Origin of the sequence: Streptomyces sp. NPDC007264 (genome assembly GCF_042869095.1) — a bacterium.
Lineage (GTDB): Bacteria > Actinomycetota > Actinomycetes > Streptomycetales > Streptomycetaceae > Streptomyces.
In genome coordinates this window covers 52664-73871 of sequence record NZ_JBIAFD010000014.1, presented here as the reverse complement: position 1 = coordinate 73871, position 21208 = coordinate 52664, and the positions used below count along the sequence as shown (strand labels likewise).

Below are 21208 nucleotides of genomic sequence, written 5' to 3'. Positions count from 1 at the left end.
GTCAGATCCAGCTGCCGCCGACTGTGGCACCGCCCGGTTGGAGCGTCAATAGCTGACGCCAAGTCAGATAATGGAGACGCCGGCCAGCCATCCGCCGTCGATCACGAACGGCTGCCCGGTGATGTACGAGGAGTCGTCGGAGGTGAGGAAGAGGGCCAGCCTCGCCACCTCCTCCGGCCGCCCGACCCGGCCGAGCGGCACCAGCCTGCGGTACAGCTCGTCCAGGGCGCGGGACGTCTCCTCCGGGTCCGCGTCCGGATCCAGCCGGGCCGGGTTGGACATCGGCGTGTCCACCGCTCCCGGGCACATGGCGTTCACCCGGATCTGCTGCCGCGCCAGCTCCAGCGCGGCGACCCTGGTCAGCCCGAGGATGGCGTGCTTGGTCGCCGCGTACGTGCCCACGGCCGCCATCCCGGTCATCGCGGTGTACGAGGCGGTGTTCACGATGGTGCCGCCGCCGGCCGCGGCGATCTCGGGCGCCACGGCCCTGATGCCGAGGAAGCAGCCGACCTGGTTGACCTGGACGACGCTCATGAACTCCTCCAGGGGCGTGTCGAGCAGGGCGTTGAAACGCAGGATCCCCGCGTTGTTGACCAGCCCGTCGATGCGCCCGTACGCCTCCTTCGCGGCGGCCACGGCGGCCGTCCAGTCGGCCTCCCGCGACACGTCGAGGTGCACGTACGGCTGGCCCAGCTCCTTGGCGAGCGCCTCGCCCTGGTCGTCGAGCACGTCCGCGAGGACGACCCGGGCGCCCTCCGCCGTGAACAGCCGTGCCTCCTGCTCGCCCTGCCCGCGCGCCGCCCCGGTGACGATGACGACCCGCCCGTCCAGCTTGCCCATGGTTCTCCTCAGTCAAGGTGGGGGGCGACCTCGGCCCCGAACGCTGCTATCTGGTCCGTGAGTTCGGTGCGGCCGCAGCTGCGGAACCGCACCTGGATCTGGTGCACGCCCATCGCGCCGTACGCGCGCAGCGACGCGGCGATCGCCTCCGGCGCACCGCTGACGGTCCGCCGCCCGACGTCCCAGCCGGGCTCGCCGACGTACAGCGGCTCGGTGATCGCGCCGATGGTGAGGGGGTCCTCGATGCCCGCCTCCGCCCGCAGCCGCCGCAGCCGGCCGATCTGCTCGGGCAGGCGCTCGCGCGGATCGCCCTGCGGCAGCCAGCCGTCGCCCTTGAGCGCGGCCCGGCGCACCGCGGCGGGCGAGGAGCCGCCGACCCACACGGGCACACGGGGCTGGGCGGGCCGGGGCCGCTGGCCCAGCCCCGCGAAGTCGTACTCCTTGCCGTGGTGTTCCGGGAACTCCTCCGGCCCCAGCGCCGCCCGCAGGGCGTCGATCGCCTCGTCGAGCACGGCGCCCCGCCGCCCGAAGTCCACCCCGAGCACCTCGAACTCCTCCCGCACGTGCCCGGCCCCCACGCCCAGGACGAGCCGTCCGCCGGAGAGGTGGTCGAGGGTCGCGTACTGCTTGGCGGTCACCAGCGGATGCCGCAGCCCGACGATCGCGACATGGCTGAGCAGCCGCACGCGCTCGGTGACGGCCGCGAGGTGGGCGAGGGTGGCGACGGGGTCGTACCAGACGGTGCTCATGGCGGGCGCGAGCCGCCGCGGGACGGCCACGTGGTCGCAGCTCGCGATGTAGTCGAACCCGGCGCGTTCGGCGGCCCGGGCCACCGCGACGAGGTCCTCCGCGCCCGCGTCCGCCTCCCAGGGCTCGGCGTACATCGCGCTCTGGGACTGGACGGGCAGTTGCATCCCGTACCGCAGGGGCCCGCTCACCGGGGACCACCCCCGCCCGGCCCGGCCCACAGGCCGTCCTCCGTCAGTCCCAGCAGCTCGATGGCGTTGCGCCGGACGATCCGGTCGACCACGTCCGCGTCCAGATGCTCCATCTGCGCCTCCCCGACCTCCCGGGACTTGGGCCAGGTGGAGTCGGAGTGCGGGTAGTCGGTCTCGTACAGCACGTTGCCGACGCCGATGGCGTCGAGGTTGCGCAGACCGAAGGCGTCGTCGAAGAAGCAGCCGTGGACGTGCTCGGCGAACAGCTCGGACGGCGGGCGGTGGACCTTGTCGGCGACCCCGCCCCAGGCGCGGTTCTCCTCCCAGACGACGTCGGCGCGCTCCAGGATGTAGGGGATCCATCCGATCTGGCCCTCGGCGTACATCACCTTCAGGTTCGGGAAGCGTTCGAACTTGCCGCTCATCAGCCAGTCGACCATCGAGAAGCAGCAGTTGGCGAAGGTGATGGTGGAGCCCACGGCCGGCGGGGCGTCGGCGGAGGTGGACGGCATCGTGCTGCTGGAGCCGATGTGCATGGCGATCACGGTGCCGGTCTCGTCACAGGCGGCGAGGAACGGGTCCCAGGCGTCGGTGTGCACGGACGGCAGCTCCAGCCGGGGCGGTATCTCGGAGAACGCGACGGCGCGCACCCCGCGTTCGGCGTTGCGGCGCACCTCGGCGGCGGCGAGTTCGGCGTCCCAGAGCGGCACGAGGGTGAGCGGTATGAGCCGGCCGTGCGCCTCGGGCCCGCACCACTCCTCCACCATCCAGTCGTTGTAGGCGCGCACCCCGAGCAGACCCAGCTCGCGGTCCCGGGCCTCGGTGAACGTCTGGCCGCAGAAGCGCGGGAAGGTGGGGAAGCAGAGGGCGGACTGGACGTGGTTGACGTCCATGTCGGCGAGGCGCGAGGGGACGTCGTACGAGCCCGGACGCATCTGCTCGTAGGTGATGATCTCCAGCTTGATCTCGTCCCTGCTGTAGCCGACGGCGGTGTCCAGCCGGGTGAGGGGCCGGTGCAGGTCCTCGTACACCCACCAGTCGCCGAGCGGGCCGTCGTCGCCCGGCCCGCCCATGACGGGGGCGAACCTGCCGCCGAGGAAGGTCATCTCCTTCAGCGGCGCGCGGACGATGCGCGGCCCGATGTCCCGGTACTTCTTCGGGAGCCGGTCCTGCCAGACGTTCGGGGGCTCCACCGTGTGGTCGTCCACGGAGATGATCCGTGGAAAGGCGGCGTTGGTCCGTGAGGTCTCCATGCCGGTCACGGTAGCGCTGATCTGACGGTCCGTCAGCTATCGTGGCCTCCTCGGCTTCCGCAAGGGCCCGGCCGAGGTGGGGAGAGCATGTGTGAACCTTGTGACGCACCGTACGGCGGCCTGTGATCGCCGTCTCGCACGGCTGACGTATCCGCCATGAACAAGGCAAACTGGCCTCTTGGTTGTGAACGTCTCGGCAGGGGGCCAGGGGGCAGCGATGGACGGTGTACCGCGAGTGCCGGAGCAGCGGGGTCCCGAGGAATCGGCGACGCTGCGCTTCGGCCTGCTCGGACCGGTGCGCGCCTGGCGCGGGGAGGAGTTGCTGGCCACCGGCTCGCCGCAGCAACGCGCCCTGCTGTCCGCACTGCTGCTGCGCGAGGGACGCACGGCGACGGCCTCCGAGCTGATCGACGCGCTGTGGGGCGACGAGCCGCCGCCGCGCGCGCTGGCGGCCGTGCGGACGTACGCCTCCCGGCTGCGCAAGATCCTCTCCCCCGGGGTGCTGGTCAGCGAGTCGGGCGGATACGCGCTGCGCCTGCACGACGCCCGCGCCCTCGACCTCTCCGCGGCCCAGGAACTGGCCACGCAGGCGGAGAAGGCCAAGAACTCCGGGGACCTGCGCCACGCCCGGCGGGCGCTGAACGACGCGCTGGCACTGTGGAACGGTGAGCCGCTGGCCGGCGTGCCCGGCCCCTACGCGGACACCCAGCGCACCCGCCTGGAGGAATGGCGCCTCCAACTCCTTGAGTCCCGCCTCGACATGGACCTGGAGCAGGGCTGCCACGCGGAGGCGGTCTCGGAACTGACCGCCCTGACGGCCGCGCACCCGCTGCGCGAACGGCTGCGCGAGCTGCTGATGCTGGCGCTGTACCGCTCGGGCCGCCAGGCGGAGGCCCTCGCGGTGTACGCCGACACGCGCCGCCTGCTGGCCGACGAACTCGGCGTCGACCCCCGCCAGGGCCTCAAGGAGCTCCAGCAGCGGATCCTGCAGGCGGACCCGGGCCTGGCGGAGCCCTCGGCCCCGGCACCCGAGCCCGCCCCGGCCCCCGTCCGCCCCGCCCAGCTCCCCGCCACCGTCCCCGACTTCACCGGCCGGGCGTCCTTCGTCGGCGAGCTGAGCGACGTCCTCGCCTCGGCCGAGGGCCGGGTCATGGCGGTCTCGGCACTGGCCGGCATCGGGGGCGTCGGCAAGACCACCCTCGCCGTCCACGTGGCGCACCAGGCCCGCGGCGCCTTCCCCGACGGCCAGCTGTACGTGGACCTGCAGGGCGCGGGTGCCCGGGCGGCCGAGCCGGAGACGGTCCTCGGCGCGTTCCTGCGCGCCCTGGGCACCCCGGACTCGGCGATCCCGGACTCGCTGGAGGAGCGCGCGGCGCTGTACCGCTCGGTCCTGGACGGCCGCCGCGTCCTGGTCCTGCTGGACAACGCGAAGGACGCCGCCCAGGTGCGCCCCCTGCTGCCGGGCACGGAGGGCTGCGCCGCCCTGATCACCTCCCGGGTACGGATGGTGGACCTGGCGGGCGCGCACCTCGTGGACCTGGACGTGATGTCCCCCGACGAGGCCCTGGCGCTGTTCACCAAGATCGTGGGCGAGGAGAGAGTGGCCTCGGAACGCGAGGCCGCCCTCGACGTGGTGGCGGCATGCGGCTTCCTGCCGCTGGCGATCCGTATCGCGGCCTCCCGCCTGGCCGCCCGCCGCACCTGGACCGTGTCGGTCCTGGCGGCGAAGCTGGCGGACGAACGCCGCCGGCTGGACGAACTCCAGGCCGGCGACCTCGCGGTGAAGGCCACCTTCGAACTCGGCTACGGCCAACTGGAGCCGGCGCAGGCGCGCGCCTTCCGCCTGCTGGGCCTGGCGGACGGCCCGGACATCTCCCTGGCGGCGGCCGCCGCGGTCCTCGACCTGCCGGTGGAGGACACCGAGGACGTACTGGAGTCCCTGGTGGACACCTCCCTCCTGGAATCGGCCGCCCCCGGCCGCTACCGCTACCACGACCTGGTCCGGCTCTACGCGCGCGCCTGCGCGGAACGCGACGAGCACCCGCCGAGCGAGCGGGACGCGGCGATGTCGCGGCTGCTGGACTTCTACCTGGCCACCGCGGCCGAGGGTTACGCCATCGAGCGGCCCGGTGACCGGCTGGTGGACCACCTGGAGACGGCCCGTACGGCCGGGCTGGTCTTCCCGGACCGGCGCGCGGCACAGGACTGGCTCTACTCCGAGGCGGTGTCCCTGCTCGCCTGCGTCCGGCAGTCCTCCGACCGTGCCCGGCTCAGGCGCGCCGTCGACCTGCTGTGGGCCACGGTGGACCTGGCGGAGTCGGGGGCGAACTCCAAGGAGTACGAGACGGCGGCGACGGCCCTGCGGAACGCCGCGCGCTCCCTGTCCGACGGCCGCGCGGAGGGCCGGGCCAACCTCGTCCTGGCCAACGCCCGGCACTGGTCGGGGTACTTCGACCAGGCCAATCAGGAGGCGCGGGAGGTCCTCCGGCTGTCCGAGGCGTCCGGGGACCCGCTGCCCTGCTGCTGGGCGGCGAACATCCTGGGGGCCTTCGCCTTCTACCAGAACCGCTACACGGAGGCGGAGGAGTACCTGGAACGAGCCATCAAGGACTTCCGTGCGTGCGGCGACCTGTCGGGCACGGCGGCGGCCCTGTGCAACCTCTCACGCCTGCACCTGGCGACCGACCGCGCCGACAGCGCGGTGGTCCTCGCCCACCAGGGCACGGAGATGTACGAGGCCCTCGGACACTCGCTGAAGGCGGCGAACGGCCACTACGCGCTGGGCATGGCCCTCAGCAAGAACGGCCGGCTGTCCGATGCGACCGCCCGTCTCGGGGACGCCCTCCAGGTCTTTCGCGCCAGCCGCCAACGGCTGTGGGAGGGCATGACCTTGTTCCGCCTCGCGGAGGTGGACCTCCTCGCCCACCGCAGCGCACAGGCCGCGGCCAACGCCGAGATGGCTTTGGCGATGCTCAGGGGCATCGGCGGAGAATGGCGCCGGGGCAACGTGCTCACGGTTCTCGGCAAGGCCCTGATCAGGGTCGGCCAGTCGGGGCGGGCCCAGGTCTGCTGGCGCGAGGCACTCGAGATCTTCGAGAGGCTGAACTCGCCCGAAGCCGCCGAAGTGCAGGCGCTGCTCGCTCCCGCCGCGGCCGCGTGACGCGCGCGCCGGACGTTCATCGTTCGTTTATCGCCATCAGGCACTCTTCTGTTTGTCGATCCGTCGCGTCGGGGGGCAGACGGACCGCCGGTGAGGCCGCCGCGCTCACGGTTTAGGGTTGGGCGGCCCGAGCGGCCCACCCGGTCACCCACGGGGGAGTGACCGGGTGGGCCCTCGCAGTCCGACAGCAACAACAAGGGGAGGCACCAGCATGAGCGACACCACCAACGACGAGCCGATCGCCACGCCGGACAACACGCACATCACCGACGCCGCGGCCGGCACCACGGTCACGCCGCTGAACACGCACATCACGGACGCCGAGGCCGGCACCGACGTCGAACCGCTCAACACGCACATCACCGACGCCGACGGCGGCACGACCACGCCGGACAACACCCACATCACGTCCGACCCCAGCTAGACCTTCCTGTACACGGGGATCGGCCGCGGCGGCGCGGAGGGGAGCCGCCGCGGCCGAGGTGTGTCCGGCGCACGGCGGTCCGGCGGTCCGGCGGGACTACCGCTCATGCCCGGGAGCCGCACCGTCCAGAACAAGTTCGCACCACACCGTCTTGCCGTCGGCCCACGGCCGCACGCCCCACCGCAGCGCCACGGCGTCCAGGAGCGCCAGGCCGCGGCCTGACTCGTCGTCCTGCGACGCGTGGAGAAGGATGGGAAGCGCCCGAGGGTCGGGGTCGTCGACCTCCACGCGCACCCGTCCGTCGGCACGGACCACGCGGACCCGCACCGGGGTGCCCTCCCCCACGTGCCGGATGACGTTGCCGACGAGCTCCGTGACGCAGAGCTGGACGTCGCCGCACGGCACGCCCAAGTGGTCGCGCACGGCGCGGCGCAGTCCGGGCACGCTGCCCGGGAGGGCGAGCATGTCGAGCCGGAGGACCGGGAGTGCGGGGGCGTTCAACGAACGGCCGCCTTCCGCAGGACCTCCGCCAGCTTGCGCGCGGTGGCGGTGTTGCAGTTGCCGAGCGCGATCAGGCCGGCCGGTCCCCGGTACTCGGCCGCGAAGCTCGGCAGGTCCACGCGGAGGGACGGCAGCGTGATGCCGTGCGCGGCGAGCGCGGCGCGCAACTCCTCCACGCAGAGGGTCGTGTCGTAGGGGGTGGGTTGCGGGGGCACGGTCACGTACACCTTCCTGTGCTCTCTGTGACGAATCACTCACACAGTGACGCGGTGTCGCCTACCGTGAAAAGGGTTTCCCTTCCCGGACGCGAACAGCGGAACCGGGCTCGGTGTGCAGGGCAGTTGTGGAATCGGCGGGTGGACCGGGGTGCGGCGCAAGGACATCGACGGCTCGGAGAGCGTGCCGAGCTTCTACGGCAAGGAGTTGCGGTGGAAGCGGGAGCAGGCGGGGCTCACGCTGCAGCAGTTGGCGGAGGGCAGCTTCTACGGGCTGAGTCACCTCAGTGAGATCGAGCGGGGTCAACGGCGCATGCCTCACGACCTGGCCGAACACGTGGACCGAGTACTGAAGAGCGACGGTTTCTTCGCCCGACGCTGCGAGGACGTGCGGAAGGCCCGAGCCAAGGGGCATGCCGACTACTACGTCGAGGTCCTCGAACTAGAGGATCGCGCTCAGGACATCGAGGAGTGGATGCCCGACGTGATCCCGGGCCCGCTGCAATTGGAGCCGTACATCCGCGCCGTCATCCATGCAACGCACCCGAGCGAGTCCGAGGAACGGACGGCGGAGAAGGTATCCGCCCGGCGGGAGCGGTCCTGGTTGTTCGAGGACCCCACGGGTCCGGAAACCTGGGTGGTCATGAGCGAGTTGGTGCTCCTGCGCCCCATCCTCGACGCCGAGCAGATGGCCGAACAGCTCGCCCACATCGTCGAAGTCGCCCGACACCGACGTTTCATTCCACAGATCCTTCCGTGGAACAGCGACACCCACCCGTTCATGATGGGCACGACGAGGCTCCTGACCTTCCATGACGCCCCGCCCCTCATGTACACCGAGGGCATGTACAGCGGTCAGGTCATCGACGATCCCGGCACTGTGAGGCAGTACTCCAAGGCATACGATCGCCTCAGGGCCGCCGCTCTGCCACCGGGCGCGTCCCTCGAGATCATCGAACAGGCAGCGGAGGACTACCGGGATGGCAAGCTCCACCGTGGACTTGGGCACCGCCCACTGGCGGAAGAGCAGCCACAGCAACGGTGACGGCGGCTACTGCGTGGAGGTCGCCGCTCCCCTCCCCGCCCTCCCCGACGCCGTCCCCGTCCGCGACTCGAAGCGCGCCGAGGACGGCCCCGTACTCCTCTTCAGCACCCCGGCCTGGGCCCCCTTCCTCGCCTCCCTCAAGCACTGACCCTCGCCCGGGGCCGGCCATGAACGGATGGGGGCCGTCCGTTCCGTCATCCCAAATCCCCTCCGCCGGGCACCCTCCACCGCCCCCGGCCCTCCAATTCCCGGCCGCCCCATCCCGAAGGGCCACTTATCCACAGGGCTGGGATCCGTTCCGCTGTTCTGCGACCGTGGGCACGTGGAGCGGAGGGCGTTGCGGGAACTCACCGAGGGGGGAGTCCTCCTCACCTCGCGTGCGGTCGACGCCGGATGGCCGCGGCAGAGCCTAGCGCGGGCGCTCAGGAGCGAGGGCTGGGTTCGGCTCAGGAACGGCGCCTGGACCGAGCCGGAGTGCGCCACGGACCTTCTCACACGACTCCGGGCAGTGCAGCTTCTGGCTCCCCGACTCGTCGTGAGCCACCGTTCCGCGGCCGCACTGTGGCGGATCGAGACCCTCGCCCCCGCCCCCGCCTCCGCCTCCGCCTCCGCCTCTGGTACGCCGCTGGAGTTCACCGACACCGAGCGCATCCACCGGCCGGCGGCCAAGGACGTACGTGTGCACCGCGCGTCCCTCCACCCGGGAGAGGTGACGGAGCGACGGGGACTCCGGGTCACCGGCGCGGTACGCACCCTCACCGACCTGTTGCGGACCGGCCCCAGGGACGACGCACTCGTCGCCTTGGAGTCGGCCCTCACCTATCGCCGGGTCGGCAGCGTCCGCCGAGCGCCGCTCATCGATCTCGACTCGGTCTCCGCCGCCCTCGAGGTCACGCCCAAGAGGGCGGCGGTCCGGGCGCGCTCGTGGCTTCGGCTGTGCGACCCACGCGCCGGCTCGCCGGCCGAGACCATGGCCCGGCTGCGCTTGTACGACGCCGGGCTCCGCCCCGAGTCCCAGGCCGAACTCCTCACTCCGGCCGGCCGTCGAGTCGTCCTCGACTTCCTCTTCCGGGAGAAAGGGCTGGCGATCGAGATCGAGGGCTACGCCTACCACGGCACCCGCGACTCCCACCGCCGCGACGTCGCCCGCTTCAACCAGATCCTCCAGTGCCCCGAGGTCCGAAGCCTCCTCCGCTACACCGCCGAGGACGTCTTCCACCGCCCCGCCCACATGATCCGGGACATCCGCGCCGCCCTCACAGCCGACGCATCCAGGCCGGCGCCCGAGGCCCGGTGGGGGCATGCTCCGGCTCCCCAGTGGCGGTGATGTGGCTGTTGGGGTCGCCCGCTTCTTTGCCAGTGTCGTGCTTCCGCGGCCCGAGTAAAGGGCGCTCCACTCCGCTGCGCTGCGTTGCGCGTCGGCTTCGCCGATCGGCCTCCGGCCGACCCTTGACTCGGCCCGCTCCAGCACGGGGGAGAAGCGAGCGGGCGACCGGGGGAGGAACGGGTGCCCGGGTAGGCCGCAGGCCTGCTTGGCCGCACTGTGCCCGGGAGCCGGGCGAGGCGCGCACCTGCGCCTCGCCCGCACGCCGGGTGGGTTCAGCGACTTGCGGTGGATGGGTGGGTGGGGCGCGATCGGAGGAGGGCGGCACGCCGGGCCGGTTCGGCGGCATGCGGTGAGTGAGCGGAAGTGTGCCCCACATGGCACCGCTGACCGCTGAGTCGGTGGCGATGAGCTGCAATTGGAGGATTTGTGCCACGCAGGAGGCCCAAAGGCGATGGCCACTAGGCCGCCTGATGGGACAAACGCTCCAATTACCGCCATTCGGACGACGGATGAGGCTGGTGTGGCCAGTGAGGGAGCATGTGCCGGGCCCGGGCATCCACCTACCGTGCGCCGCCGAACCGCCCGGCGTGTCGCCCTGATCGGATCGCGCCCCCATTCACCCACCCACCGCAAGCCGCCGAAACGGCCCGGCGTGCAGGTGAGGCGAGGATGCGCCCCCTACCCCCGGGCACAGCCCAGCCCACAGACGTGCCACCCCCCTGGACACCCGTTCCTCCCCCGGTCGCCCGCTCGCTTCTCCCCCGTGCTGGAGCGGGCCGAGTCAAGGGTCGGCCGGAGGCCGATCGGCGAAGCCGACGCGCAACGCAGCGCAGCGGAGTGGAGCGCCCTTTACTCGGGCCGCGGAAGCACGACACTGGCAAAGAAGCGGGCGACCCCGACGGCCACATCACCACCATGCGTCCCGCCCGGCCAACCCCCGGCCGACCCCCGGGCGCCTCCGCCACGGCTTTCCCTCTCCCATGCGGCTGGCCCACAGCTTCGTCTGCCCTCAGCACGCCCTGAGGAGGCAGGGCGGACCTTCGGTTGTCAGGAGGAGGCGATCGCGCGGGCGGGACGGTCAGTGGTTGCCGTGGTCGGCGAAGTCGGGCCGCTCGGTGGACAGCAGGTGCTCGGCGGCGCCGTCGAGGAGCTGGGCCGCCTCCGTGGAGCGGGGCAGCATGGTCTTCTCGTAGACGCGGACGGCGTCGTCGAGGGTGTCGTGGTGCGCGATGGCGAGGGCGAGCTCGCAGGCGTCGAGCATGGCGAGGTTGACGCCGACGCCGAGGGGCGGCATGAGGTGGGCGGCGTCGCCGAGGAGGGTCACCGTGGGGTTGTGCTCCCAGGTGTGGGGGACGGGCAGGGCGAAGATCGGACGGTCGACGTAGAGGCCGTCGTTGTCGGCGATCAGCCGGCGCAGGCGGGGCGCCCAGTCGCGGTAGCGCTCCAAGAGGAGGGCGCGGATGCCGTGGGTGTCCCCGGGAGCGAGGCCGCCGGCGGTGATCCAGTCGGCAGGGACGCGCTGGATGATGTAGACGCGGATGTGGTCACCGCTGTTGCGCTGGGCGAACAGGCCGCGGTCGCCGTCGGCTGCGGCGGCGCTGCCCCCTCCGACCAGTTCGGCGATGTCGGGGTGCCGGGTGCCGACGTCGTGGAACCAGGCTTCGAGGAAGCTCACGCCGGTGTACCGGGGGACGGCCGGGGAGAGGGCGCGGCGGACCTCGGACCAGGCGCCGTCGGCGCCGATGACGAGGTCGGCCTCGAGGGTGGAGCCGTCGGTGAAGTGCAGCTGCCTGGGGCCTTCGGCGGGGCCGCCGAGGGTCTTCAGGGTGCGTCCCCAGTGGACGGTGCCGGGGTTGAGGGAGTCGAGCAGCAACCGGCGCAGCTGGCCGCGGTCGATTTCCGGTTTGAAGCGCTCGTCCTCCTTGGGAACGTGGTGGGAGCGGATCGTGCCGGCCGGGTCCATCTGGCGCATCTCCTGCCCCTCGGGGCGGGCCAGTTGGAAGAACTCCTCCAGCAGGCCGGCTTCGCGCAGGGCGATCTGGCCGTTGTCGGCGTGCAGGTCGAGGGTGCCGCCCTGGTCGCGGGCGTCGGGGCCGGCGTCACGGTCGTAGACGGTGGCGGTGATGCCGTGCCGCTGGAGGATGCGGGCGCAGGTCAGGCCGCCGGGGCCGGCGCCGATGATGGCGATGCGGGGCGCGGGGGCGGTGTTCATGAAGGGCTCCGTTCGTGCCGCACGGCAGGGCTGTGCCCGCTGTGCGGCTGAGGTGAGTGGCAGTGGGTCGCTCGTGGTGGCCGGGGCGGCCGGGCCTTGCCGGACGGCGCCGCGACGGGCGGGCCTTTCGGGCAGAGGGCGGCAGGAGGCCAGGCGGTGCGTCGTGGCCGCAGTGCCAGATAAGCACACCAGCCCAATAAGTGCAACAGCTCAACTTTTGAAGTCGGGCCACCCAAGCGGTAGCATCCCGGTATGCCCGACACCACGACCGACGCCGCGGCAGCCGCCTCCCCCGCACCGATGGGTCGCCGCGAGCGCAAGAAGGCCGCCACCCGCCAGGCCATCGCCGACGCCGCGCTGCGTCTGTTCCTCGAGCGCGGGTACGACGAGGTCGGCATCCGTGAGATCGCGGACGCCGCCGACGTGTCCACCACGACGCTGTTCAAGCACTTCCCGGTCAAGGAAGCCCTCGTCTTCGACGAGGACGCCGAGCAGGAGGCCCGCCTGCTCGCCGCCGTACGCGAGCGGCCCGAGGGTCAGTCCGTCCCCGCGGCCCTGCGCGAACACGCCCTGCGCGCCCGGCTGGCCACCGCCGACGGCGACGCCCGGTTCGCCGCCTTCACCGACATGGTGAACAGCACCCCCGCCCTGCGCGACTACGTCCAGAACATGTGGCTGCGCCACACCGCGGCCCTGGCCGAGGTCATCGCCCAGGAAAGCGGCCTCCCGGCGGACGACCCCGCCTGCACCGCCCTGGCCCACTTCGCCCTCGAGGCTCCCCGCGCGGTCCACACCCACCAGGACCTCCGCCAGGCCATCACCCGCGCCTTCGAGCTCCTGGAAAACGGGTGGAACGCACTGGCACGGACCGGGGCATGACACAGCGCCGACGGCGCCCCGCCGCGCACCACGGCCGATCGTCGAGTCGTGCGGGCCACCCCGCCGCCCGGTCTCAGCGCCGGGCCGAGGACCCCGCCCGCAACTCCGCCTTCACCACCTTCCCGCTCGCGTTCCGCGGGAGTTCCCGCACGAACTCGACCTCCCTCGGCACCTTGTAGTTCGCCATCTCCCGGCGGGACCAGGCGATCAGGTCGTCGGCCGTCAGGACCGCGCCCGGGCGGCGGACCACGTACGCCTTGCCGACCTCGCCGAGCCGCGCGTCCGGTACCCCGATCACCGCGGCGTCCGCCACGTCCGGGTGCAGGCCCAGGAGTTGCTCTATCTCCGCCGGGTAGGCGTTGAAGCCGCCGACGATGAACATGTCCTTGATGCGGTCGGTGATGCGGAGGTTCCCGGACGTGTCCAGGACCCCCACGTCCCCCGTGCGGAGCCAGCCGTCGGGGGTGAGGGCCCGTGCCGTGGCCGCTTCGTCCTCGAAGTAGCCCCGCATGACGTTGAAGCCGCGGACCACGACCTCCCCGGGGATCCCCGGCTCCTGCGGCTCTCCCTTCGCGTTCACCACCCGCACCTCGGTGCCGGGGATCGCCCGGCCCGATGTCGACGCGATCACGGACGGGTCGTCGCCCCGGCGGCACATCGTCACGAAGCCGCCGGCCTCCGACAGGCCGTACGCCGTCAGCACGGTCTCCACGCCGAGTTCCACGCGCAGCCGTTCCACCAGCCGCAGCGGAACCACGGCCGCGCCCGTCACCACCAGGCGCAGGGTGGACAGATCGTGGGCGTTGCGGGACGGATGGTCGAGGAGGGACTGGTGCAGGGTCGGCGGGCCGGGCAGGACGGAGATGCGCTCCGCCGCCATGTTCGCCAGCGCGGTGTCCACGTTGAACACCGGCTGCGGGATCATCGTCGCGCCCCGCATCAGGCAGGCCAGGATCCCCGCCTTGTAGCCGAACGTGTGGAAGAAGGGGTTGACGATCAGGTAGCGGTCGCCGCGGCGCAGGCCCGCGAGGTCGCTCCAGATCGCGTACGCCCGCAGGGTCTGCGCGTGCGTGATCACCGCGCCCTTCGGGCGGCCCGTCGTGCCCGAGGTGAAGATGATGTCCGACGGCAGGTCGCCGGTGAGGGCCGCGGCACGCTCCCGGACCTCCGCTCCGCCGACCTCCTCCCCGCTCGCCAGGAAGTCCTTCCAGGTGCGGAAGTCGGCCGGGGCGTCGTCGGACAGGACGACCACCCGGTCCAGGTGCGGGAGGGCCGGGAGGGGGCCGTCGCCGGGTCCCTGGCCGGCCGCGCGCCGCAGCGAGGCCACGTAGGACGTGCCGAGGAACGTGCCCGTCACGAAGAGGAGTTTCGCGCGGCTCCGGTCGAGTACGTACGCCGCCTCCGTGCCCTTGAAGCGCGTGTTGAGGGGGACCAGGACGGCGCCCGCCGAGACCGCGCCCAGCGCCGAGACGATCCAGTCGAGGGTGTTGGGCGCCCAGATCGCCACCCGGTCGCCGATCCCGACGCCGCTCGCGATGCAGGCCGCCGCCGCGCGCTCGACGCGGGCGCCCAGTTCGGCGTAGGAGACCCGGGTACGGCCCTCGACGACGGCCTCGGTGTCGCCGTAGCGACGGGCCGCTCCGCGCACCAGCGCCGGAATGCTGCCCCATTCGACGTCACCGCGCACAACGACCTCCCGGCACATGACGACCGACGTATAGCTGACTGTCCGTCAGATTAGCTGTAACCTGACGCCCTGTCAGCCGCCAGGACTCCAGCGCGGAGGTGTGCTCCATGGCAACGGCAAGGGCAGCGGCAGGGGCGGCAGGAGGTGCGGCAGGAGGTGCGGCAGGAGGGCTCAAGGACGCCACCGCCATCGTCGGTATCGGGCAGACCCCCTTCGCCCGCCGGCTCGACGGGTCCGAGAAGACGCTGGCGTGCCGGGCGATCCTCGCCGCCCTCGACGACGCGGGCATCGCGCCCGGCGAGGTCGACGCGCTCGCCTCGTACACCATGGAGGAGACCGACGAGGTGGAGGTGGCCAAGGCGCTCGGGCTGGGCGACCTCACCTTCTTCAGCAAGGTCGGCTACGGGGGCGGCGGCTCCTGCGCCACCGTCGCGCACCTCGCGGCCGCCGTCGCCGCCGGGCAGGCGACCGTCGGCGTCGCCTGGCGGTCGCGCAAGCGCGGCAGCGGGCCGCGGCCGTGGAAGAACACGGCCGTCCAACTGCCCACCCCGGCCCAGTGGACCCGGCCCTTCGGGCTGCTGCGGCCGGTGGACGAGATCGGGATGCTCGCCCGGCGGTACATGCACGAGTACGGGGCGACCAGGGACCATCTGTTCAACATCGCCCTCGCCTGCCGCAACCGGGCCAACCAGAATCCCGCCGCGATCATGTACGACCGGCCCCTCACCCGGGACATGTATATGACCTCCCGGTGGATCAGCGAGCCGCTCTGCCTCTTCGACAACTGCCTGGAGACGGACGGGGCGTTGGCGTGCGTGGTGGTGTCCGCCGAGCGGGCCCGCGACGGCCGGCACCGCCCCGTCTACGTCCACTCCGCGGCTCAGGGGCTGCCGTCCCAGCACCACGGCATGGTCAACTACTGGAACGACGACCCGCTGACCGGACCGGCCTGGACGGCCGCCCGGCATCTGTGGAAGCACGCCGACTTCACCCCGGACGACGTGGACGTGGCACAGATCTACGACGCGTTCACACCCCTCATACCGCTCTCCCTGGAGGGCTACGGCTTCTGCGGCAAGGGGGAGGGCGGGGCGTTCACCGAGGGGGGCGCCCTGGAGATCGGCGGGCGGCTGCCCATCAACACCGGGGGCGGCGGGCTGTCCGAGGCGTACGTCCACGGCTTCAACCTCATCACCGAGGGCGTGAAGCAGCTGAGGGGGACCAGCACCGCCCAGGTCCCGGGCGCCGCCACCTGTCTGGTCACCGCCGGCGAGGGGGTCCCCACCTCCGCCCTCCTGCTCAGGAACTGAAGGAGCCGAGCCATGTCCGACACCCTGCTCGCGCCCGTCCATGACGACGACGGAGCGCCGTTCTGGGAGTACGCCGCCCGGGGCGAACTGCGCGTCCAGGCGTGCGCCGACTGCGGCGAGCCGCGCTTCCCGCCCCGGCCCTGCTGCCCGCACTGCCAGTCGTTCGCGAGCGAGTGGCAGCCGACGAGCGGGAAGGGGAGGATCTGGTCGTACGTCGTGCCGCATCCACCGCTGCTTCCGGCGTACGCGGCGCAGGCGCCGTACAACGTGATCGTGGTGGAGCTCGCCGAGGCGCCACGCATCCGGCTCGTCGGGAACCTCGTCACCGGTCCCGACGCGCCCCTGAACTCGGTTCCCCCCGACCGCGTCCGCATCGGCGCGAAGGTCCAGGTCGTCTTCGACGGGGACGGAACGCCCCGGTGGGTGCTGGAGCGGCCGTGAGCGGGGGGCTGCGAATCGCCGCCGACCGGGACACCGGTGTCGCGGTCGTCACCCTGGACCGGCCGGCGAGGCTGAACGCCATCGACCTGTCGCTGGCCGCCGAACTCGCCGACTGCTGGCGCGCGTTGCGCTTCGACGACACCGTACGGGCCGTGGTGCTCACCGGTGCGGGTGAGCGGGCCTTCTGCACCGGCATCGACCGCGACGCGGACGTGCCCCAGCCCACCTCCCCGTACATGGTGGACGATCCGCTGCTGCGGATCGGCCCGAAGGCGAACGACCTGTGGAAGCCGGTGATCGCCGCCGTGCGCGGCATGGCCTGCGGCGGCGCCTTCTACCTGCTCGGCGAGAGCGATTTCGTCGTGGCGGACACCACGGCGGCCTTCTTCGACCCGCACACCGCCTACGGCATGGTCAGCGCGTACGAGTCCGTCCACATGGCGCACCGCATGCCGTACGGGGAGGCGGCGCGGATGGCGCTGATGGGTACCGCCGAGCGGGTCTCGGCCCGGCGGGCGTACGAGATCGGCCTGGTGTCCGAGCTGACCGAGCCGGGGGGTGCGGTGGAGGCGGCGGTGCGCTGCGCCGCCGTCATCGCCTCCTACCCGCCCGAGGGCGTGCAGGGCACCGTGCGGGCCCTGTGGGCGGCGCAGGAGGCGGCGCGGGCGCACGCCTTCGCGCAGGCGCCGTCGCTCATCGCGCTCGGGAACCTGCCGGCCGAGAAGCAGGCGGAGCTCTTCGCCGGACGCCGGGCGGGCGCCGCGGGGGAGTTCCGGCTGCGGTAGACCTCGGACCCGTATCCCCGTATCCCCGTATCCCCGTATCCCCGTATCCCCGCGTCCCCGCGTCCCCGTTCCCGCATTCCCCGCGTCCCCGTGCCCACGCCCCGTATCCCGCGTTCCCCGCGTCCCCGTATCTCGGTCGGCCGGCGGGAACCGCCACCGTGTGGCACGTCGTGTGTACGGGGCGTAGCGTCGAGGGAAGACGGCCGCCGTCCGGAACCCCTTCCGTGAGGTCCGCACGGCGGCCGTCCAGGGCCGTGCCGCTCAGGCTGTCCGCGCCGTCCCCGTCCCCTTCTCCGCGTCCAGGGCGTACACGCAGCGGTCCTTGCTGCACGCGTACACCACGCCGTCCTTGACCACCGGCGCGCCGGTGATCTCGCCGCCGGTCGCCAGCTTCCAGCGCAGCCGGCCGTCGTCGGCCTTCAGCGTGTACAGCAGGTGGTCCATGGAGCCGAAGTGGATGCGGCCCTCCGCGACCGCGGGGGAGCCCACGAGGTCGCCACCGGCCTGGAAGCGCCACTTCGGGGTGCCCGTGACCGCGTCCAGGGTGTAGAGGCCCTTGCCGCTGCCGACGTGGACGTGCCCGGCGGCCACCAGCACCGGCTCGGTGGAGGCCCGGGACTCCGTCGCGATGCGCCAGCGGTCCCGGCCGTCCGCCGCGTCCAGGGCGTACACCGTGCCCAGGTAGTCCGCCAGGTAGATGCCGCCGCCCGCGACGGCGGGGCCGGGGACGAAGGTGGGCGGGCACAGGAAGACCGCCGGCGCCTCGAAGTGCCAGCGCACCAGGCCGCTGGACACCTCGATGGCCAGGACCCGGGTGCCGGCCGAGACGTAGACGTAGCCGTCGGGCGCCGGCGTCAGGCGCACGGGGACGCCGCCGCAGGAGGCCGCGTCCCCGATCGGGTACGACCAGCGCTCCTCGCCGGTGCGTGCCTCCAGGGCCCGCAGCCGCGCGTCCCGCCACACGTACACCGTGCCGTCCTGCAGCACCGGTCCGGCCTCCGGCGTCTCGAAGTCCGTCTGCGCGCCGGTGACCTCCCAGAGCCGCCGGCCGTTCGACGCCTCCCACGCCTGTACGCCGCCGCCGCGCGTCCCGGTGACGACCGTGCCGCGGTCGGCCTTGAGGGAGTACACCCAGCCGTCCGTCGACAGCCGCCACAGGTCCGTGCCCTCCCGGGCGTCCAGGGCGAAGAGGGTGGGGCCGTCGGAGGCGTGGATGCGGCCGTCCGCGACCGCCATCGACCAGGCCACGTCCCGGGTCTTGAAGCGGCGGCGGCCCGTGGCCACGTCCAGGGCGTGCACCTCGAAGGAGGTGACGTAGACGAGGTCGTCGGCGACCGACGGCGTGCCCCAGACGTCGTTCGACATGCGGAAGCGCCACGGGCGCCAGCCGGAGGCGGTCTCGGGGGGCGCGGCCGGCGGCGCGACGGCGGCCCCGGCCATACCGTTGACGCCGGTGCCGGGCCGGGTCCAGGAGGCCACCAGACCGGCCTCGGGAGGAGGCGCCTTGACCGCGGCGGCCCGTGCGTCCGCGACGCGCGGGCCCGGGCCGATCGGCACGGACGCACCCGCGAGCCGCACCGGGCCGCCGTCGGGCGCGCCCGCCGGCGCGGTCACCGGGACCGGGTCGTGCGACGGCTGGGGCGGCACCGCCGGGCGTCCGCCGCCGCGGCTGCCGGAGGAGGGGGGCTTGGCCGCCGGGCGCCCGCCGCGCCGCGTCTCGATCAGGCCGACGGCCTTCTCCGGCAGCCACGCGGAGGCCGTGCCGCTGTCGTCGGATCCGGAGCCGAAGAGGTGGGGGGCGAGCTGGGACTGGAGGTCGGCCGGGTTGGGGCGGGCGGTGGGCTCCGTCTGCATGCACGACTCGATGAGCGGGCGCAGCTCGTCCGGCAGGCCGGACAGGTCCGGGCCCTCGCGCAGCAGCATGAAGACGGTCTCGACGGGGTTGGCGCCGTGGTAGGGAGGGTGTCCGGTGGCCGCGAAGACGAGCATCGAGCCGAGCGAGAAGACATCGCTGGCGCCGGTCACGCTGCGCGAGTCCTTGGCCTGTTCGGGGGACATGTAGGCGGGGGTACCGACGGCGACGTTCGTCATTGTCAGACGTGTGTTCGATACGCCGGAGGCGATACCGAAGTCGATCACCCGGGGGCCGTCCTCGACGACGAGGACGTTCGAGGGCTTCAGGTCCCGGTGCACGAGGCCCGCCCCGTGGATGGACTGCAGCGCCTCGGCGACGCCCGCGGCCAGCCAGCGCACCGCCTGGGCCGGCAGCGGCCCGCAGTCGGTCACTATCTCCTCGAGCGAGGGCGCGGGCACGTACGCGGTGGCCAGCCACGGCACGGCCGCGCGCGGGTCGGCGTCGACCACGGCCGCCGTGTAGAAGCCCGAGACGGCCCGCGCGGCCTCGACCTCACGCGTGAAGCGCACGCGGAACAACTGGTCCTCGGCGAGCTCCGTGCGCACCGTCTTGATCGCCACGCGCCGGCCGGACGCCGAGCGGGCGAGATAGACCAGCCCCATGCCGCCGGCACCCAGCCGTCCCAGCACCTCGAACGGCCCGATCCGCCGCGGATCGTGCTGCGTCAGCTGATCCACCACTTGCCTGCCACCTCCCCGTACGGGTCACGTCATCCACCTCGTGTACGCGACCCCGTGCAGCGTCTCACCACCGCACCGCCGTGGCGGCACGCACCCCGATTCTTCCTGTCCGGGCCACTGGTTGCGAACCCGGGGGCGGAACGGGGTGTCTCAGGACAAAACCACGCCGGAGCGCCTTTCGGGAAGCGGGCGCCCGCATGATGGAACGTCCCGCACGACCCGGAAGTGCCTCGGCGCGACCACCGGCTACCGCTGGAGCAGCGCGAAGGACGCCCCCTGATTGTCCGTGACGACGGCCACCCGTCCGTACGACGCCTCGAACGGCGGTACCTGCACCCGGCCGCCGAGCCGCTCCACCGCGCCCGGCGCCGCCGGGCCGTCCCGGACGCCGAAGTGGACGAGGAGGTGGGGGCGGCATTGGGGCGGCATTGGGGCGGCATCTCGGCGGGGACGCCGTACACCGTCCGGACGGTGGGCATGGGTCCGTCCCGCTTGGGCGCCGGCGCGGCCACGGGCCGGCCGTCGAGACGGGCCCGCGCGAAGGCGCCGTACGCCTCCTCGAAGGTCCGTCCGAAGAGCTCACCGTGGAACCGCTCGCCCGCCTCCACGTCGGGCAGCTGGGCGTCGACCGGGCAGGGGACGCCCTCGGGGAAGCCCCCGCCCGCCCCCCCCCCCCCCCCCCCCGCCCGCGTCCCCGCGCGACGGCTGCGGCTGCTGCGGCGCCCGCGGCGGCTACGGCTACGGCTACGGCCGCTGTGGCGTCGAGGGCCGCGGCGATGGCGGGTTTTCGGCCATGTCGCCAAGTTAGTGGGCTTCGCCGTGCGCCGCGCGCGGGGATACTCCCTCCTCAGGGGCCGGGGACGACCTCATCCACCCCCGCACTCCCCATTTGCAGTCGGCCGAATCGCGCTCCGATCACCCCTCGGTAAGCTGACGGCATGACAGGACAAGTGCGTACCGTCGACGGCCGCGTGGCCGGTCGGCGCGGGCAGGCGACCCGGCAGAAGCTGCTCGACTGCCTCAGCGAGATGCTCAGCTCATCGCCCTACCGGGACGTCAAAGTCATCGACGTCGCCCGGAAGGCGGGGACATCGCCGGCGACCTTCTACCAGTACTTCCCGGACGTGGAGGGCGCCGTCCTGGAGATCGCCGAGCAAATGGCCGCGGAGGGCGCCGCGTTGACCGAGCTGCTCGACGGGCGCTCGTGGGTCGGCAAGGCGGGCTGGCAGACGGCGCAGGAACTCGTGGACGGATTCCTGGAGTTCTGGCGCAAGCACGACGCGATCCTGCGGGTCGTCGACCTGGGCGCCGCCGAGGGCGACAAGCGCTTCTACAAGCTCCGTATGAAGATCCTGAACTCCGTGAACAACTCCCTCGCGGGCTCGATCTCCGACCTCCAGTCCAGGGGCCGGGTCGACAAGGACGTGAACGCGGCGGCCGTGGCGGGCTCGCTCGTGGCGATGCTCGCCTCCGTGTCCTCCCACCAGAAGGGCTTCCAGTCCTGGGGTGTGAAACAGGCCGAACTCAAGCCGAACCTGGCGCTGTTGGTGCATCTGGGTGTGACCGGCAGGAAGCCGACCAAATAGGAAGGGCGGC

18 protein-coding genes and 1 pseudogene are annotated in these 21208 nt (G+C 72.6%); 10 read left to right on the top strand and 9 right to left on the bottom strand.

Annotated elements, in window-relative coordinates; genetic code table 11:
* Positions 1-63 precede the first annotated feature (63 nt).
* The 3 genes from ACFYMU_RS23570 to ACFYMU_RS23560 are packed head-to-tail and all read right to left on the bottom strand — an operon-like array spanning position 64 to position 3031.
* Positions 64-840: an SDR family NAD(P)-dependent oxidoreductase gene (locus ACFYMU_RS23570; protein WP_388376413.1), complete on the bottom strand. Its 777-nt coding sequence runs from the start codon at positions 838-840 to the stop codon at positions 64-66.
* A gap of 8 nt (positions 841-848) precedes the next feature.
* On the bottom strand, positions 849-1754 hold the full coding sequence (locus tag ACFYMU_RS23565; protein WP_388376669.1) for an LLM class F420-dependent oxidoreductase: 906 nt from the start codon (positions 1752-1754) through the stop codon (positions 849-851).
* A 20-nt stretch (positions 1755-1774) separates the two neighbouring features.
* Positions 1775-3031, bottom strand: a complete 1257-nt coding sequence (locus tag ACFYMU_RS23560) for an amidohydrolase family protein (RefSeq protein ID WP_388376410.1) — start codon at positions 3029-3031, stop codon at positions 1775-1777.
* A 217-nt stretch (positions 3032-3248) separates the two neighbouring features.
* Here ACFYMU_RS23560 and ACFYMU_RS23555 point away from each other — a divergent pair, with 217 nt between their 5' ends.
* A complete protein-coding gene (locus tag ACFYMU_RS23555) occupies positions 3249-6191 on the top strand; it encodes a BTAD domain-containing putative transcriptional regulator (protein WP_388376407.1) in 2943 nt (980 codons plus the stop codon).
* 211 nt (positions 6192-6402) lie between these two features.
* Positions 6403-6615, top strand: coding sequence for a hypothetical protein (locus tag ACFYMU_RS23550; RefSeq protein ID WP_388376404.1), 213 nt, complete (start codon positions 6403-6405; stop codon positions 6613-6615).
* Positions 6616-6711: 96 nt separating this feature from the next.
* Here the strand turns inward: ACFYMU_RS23550 and ACFYMU_RS23545 are convergent, their stop codons facing one another.
* The gene (locus tag ACFYMU_RS23545; RefSeq protein ID WP_388376402.1) at positions 6712-7116 is read right to left on the bottom strand and encodes an ATP-binding protein; all 405 of its coding nucleotides are present in this window, start codon (positions 7114-7116) and stop codon (positions 6712-6714) included.
* Positions 7113-7331 carry a hypothetical protein gene (locus ACFYMU_RS23540; RefSeq protein ID WP_388376399.1) on the bottom strand — a complete coding sequence of 73 codons (219 nt, stop codon included), beginning with the start codon at positions 7329-7331 and terminating at the stop codon, positions 7113-7115. The genes ACFYMU_RS23545 and ACFYMU_RS23540 overlap by 4 nt, the downstream gene beginning before the upstream one ends.
* Positions 7332-7482: 151 nt before the next feature.
* On the opposite strand from ACFYMU_RS23540, the gene ACFYMU_RS23535 reads away from it, so the two are divergent.
* From ACFYMU_RS23535 to ACFYMU_RS23525, 3 genes are all read left to right on the top strand, one after another.
* Positions 7483-8376, top strand: a complete 894-nt coding sequence (locus ACFYMU_RS23535) for a Scr1 family TA system antitoxin-like transcriptional regulator (protein ID WP_388376396.1) — start codon at positions 7483-7485, stop codon at positions 8374-8376.
* Positions 8312-8524 (top strand): DUF397 domain-containing protein, encoded by a 213-nt coding sequence (locus tag ACFYMU_RS23530; RefSeq protein ID WP_388376393.1) that lies wholly within the window; start codon positions 8312-8314, stop codon positions 8522-8524. The genes ACFYMU_RS23535 and ACFYMU_RS23530 overlap by 65 nt, the downstream gene beginning before the upstream one ends.
* 387 nt (positions 8525-8911) lie before the next feature.
* Complete coding sequence (locus tag ACFYMU_RS23525) at positions 8912-9703, top strand: hypothetical protein (RefSeq protein WP_388376391.1); 792 nt, start codon at positions 8912-8914, stop codon at positions 9701-9703.
* A gap of 1078 nt (positions 9704-10781) precedes the next feature.
* On the opposite strand, the gene ACFYMU_RS23520 is transcribed toward ACFYMU_RS23525, so the two are convergent.
* A complete protein-coding gene (locus ACFYMU_RS23520; RefSeq protein WP_388376388.1) occupies positions 10782-11915 on the bottom strand; it encodes an FAD-dependent oxidoreductase in 1134 nt (377 codons plus the stop codon).
* Between the two features lie 252 nt (positions 11916-12167).
* Here ACFYMU_RS23520 and ACFYMU_RS23515 point away from each other — a divergent pair, with 252 nt between their 5' ends.
* Positions 12168-12794: a TetR/AcrR family transcriptional regulator gene (locus tag ACFYMU_RS23515; protein ID WP_388376385.1), complete on the top strand. Its 627-nt coding sequence runs from the start codon at positions 12168-12170 to the stop codon at positions 12792-12794.
* A 73-nt stretch (positions 12795-12867) separates the two neighbouring features.
* Here ACFYMU_RS23515 and ACFYMU_RS23510 read toward each other — a convergent pair whose 3' ends face one another.
* On the bottom strand, positions 12868-14481 hold the full coding sequence (locus ACFYMU_RS23510) for a FadD3 family acyl-CoA ligase (RefSeq protein WP_388376383.1): 1614 nt from the start codon (positions 14479-14481) through the stop codon (positions 12868-12870).
* Between the two features lie 107 nt (positions 14482-14588).
* Between ACFYMU_RS23510 and ACFYMU_RS23505 the strand changes: the two genes are divergently transcribed.
* From ACFYMU_RS23505 to ACFYMU_RS23495, 3 genes are read left to right on the top strand one after another with little or no spacing between them, the layout of a single operon-like run.
* Entirely contained in the window at positions 14589-15791 is a 1203-nt protein-coding gene (locus ACFYMU_RS23505; protein ID WP_388376380.1) for a lipid-transfer protein, read from the top strand.
* Positions 15792-15815: 24 nt separating this feature from the next.
* Positions 15816-16232, top strand: coding sequence for a Zn-ribbon domain-containing OB-fold protein (locus tag ACFYMU_RS23500; protein ID WP_388376666.1), 417 nt, complete (start codon positions 15816-15818; stop codon positions 16230-16232).
* Positions 16229-17017 (top strand): enoyl-CoA hydratase/isomerase family protein, encoded by a 789-nt coding sequence (locus ACFYMU_RS23495; RefSeq protein WP_388376377.1) that lies wholly within the window; start codon positions 16229-16231, stop codon positions 17015-17017. Before ACFYMU_RS23500 ends, ACFYMU_RS23495 begins: the two co-directional genes overlap by 4 nt.
* A 261-nt stretch (positions 17018-17278) precedes the next feature.
* Here ACFYMU_RS23495 and ACFYMU_RS23490 read toward each other — a convergent pair whose 3' ends face one another.
* Both ACFYMU_RS23490 and ACFYMU_RS23485 read right to left on the bottom strand, forming a co-directional pair.
* On the bottom strand, positions 17279-19612 hold the full coding sequence (locus tag ACFYMU_RS23490; protein ID WP_388376375.1) for a PQQ-binding-like beta-propeller repeat protein: 2334 nt from the start codon (positions 19610-19612) through the stop codon (positions 17279-17281).
* 246 nt (positions 19613-19858) lie between these two features.
* Positions 19859-20229, bottom strand: a pseudogene (locus ACFYMU_RS23485) (hypothetical protein).
* Between the two features lie 321 nt (positions 20230-20550).
* Here ACFYMU_RS23485 and ACFYMU_RS23480 point away from each other — a divergent pair.
* On the top strand, positions 20551-21198 hold the full coding sequence (locus ACFYMU_RS23480) for a TetR family transcriptional regulator (RefSeq protein ID WP_388376372.1): 648 nt from the start codon (positions 20551-20553) through the stop codon (positions 21196-21198).
* Positions 21199-21208 lie beyond the last annotated feature (10 nt).

Excerpts from the sequence above, each read along its gene's own strand:
- ACFYMU_RS23505 (WP_388376380.1), top strand. The coding sequence starts at position 14,589 with ATGGCAACGGCAAGGGCAGCGGCAGGGGCGGCAGGAGGTGCGGCAGGA.
- ACFYMU_RS23550 (WP_388376404.1), top strand. The coding sequence starts at position 6,403 with ATGAGCGACACCACCAACGACGAGCCGATCGCCACGCCGGACAACACG.
- ACFYMU_RS23480 (WP_388376372.1), top strand. The coding sequence starts at position 20,551 with ATGACAGGACAAGTGCGTACCGTCGACGGCCGCGTGGCCGGTCGGCGC.
- ACFYMU_RS23565 (WP_388376669.1), bottom strand. The coding sequence starts at position 1,754 with ATGCAACTGCCCGTCCAGTCCCAGAGCGCGATGTACGCCGAGCCCTGG.
- ACFYMU_RS23560 (WP_388376410.1), bottom strand. The coding sequence starts at position 3,031 with ATGGAGACCTCACGGACCAACGCCGCCTTTCCACGGATCATCTCCGTG.
- ACFYMU_RS23555 (WP_388376407.1), top strand. The coding sequence starts at position 3,249 with ATGGACGGTGTACCGCGAGTGCCGGAGCAGCGGGGTCCCGAGGAATCG.
- ACFYMU_RS23515 (WP_388376385.1), top strand. The coding sequence starts at position 12,168 with ATGCCCGACACCACGACCGACGCCGCGGCAGCCGCCTCCCCCGCACCG.
- ACFYMU_RS23530 (WP_388376393.1), top strand. The coding sequence starts at position 8,312 with ATGGCAAGCTCCACCGTGGACTTGGGCACCGCCCACTGGCGGAAGAGC.
- ACFYMU_RS23520 (WP_388376388.1), bottom strand. The coding sequence starts at position 11,915 with ATGAACACCGCCCCCGCGCCCCGCATCGCCATCATCGGCGCCGGCCCC.
- ACFYMU_RS23570 (WP_388376413.1), bottom strand. The coding sequence starts at position 840 with ATGGGCAAGCTGGACGGGCGGGTCGTCATCGTCACCGGGGCGGCGCGC.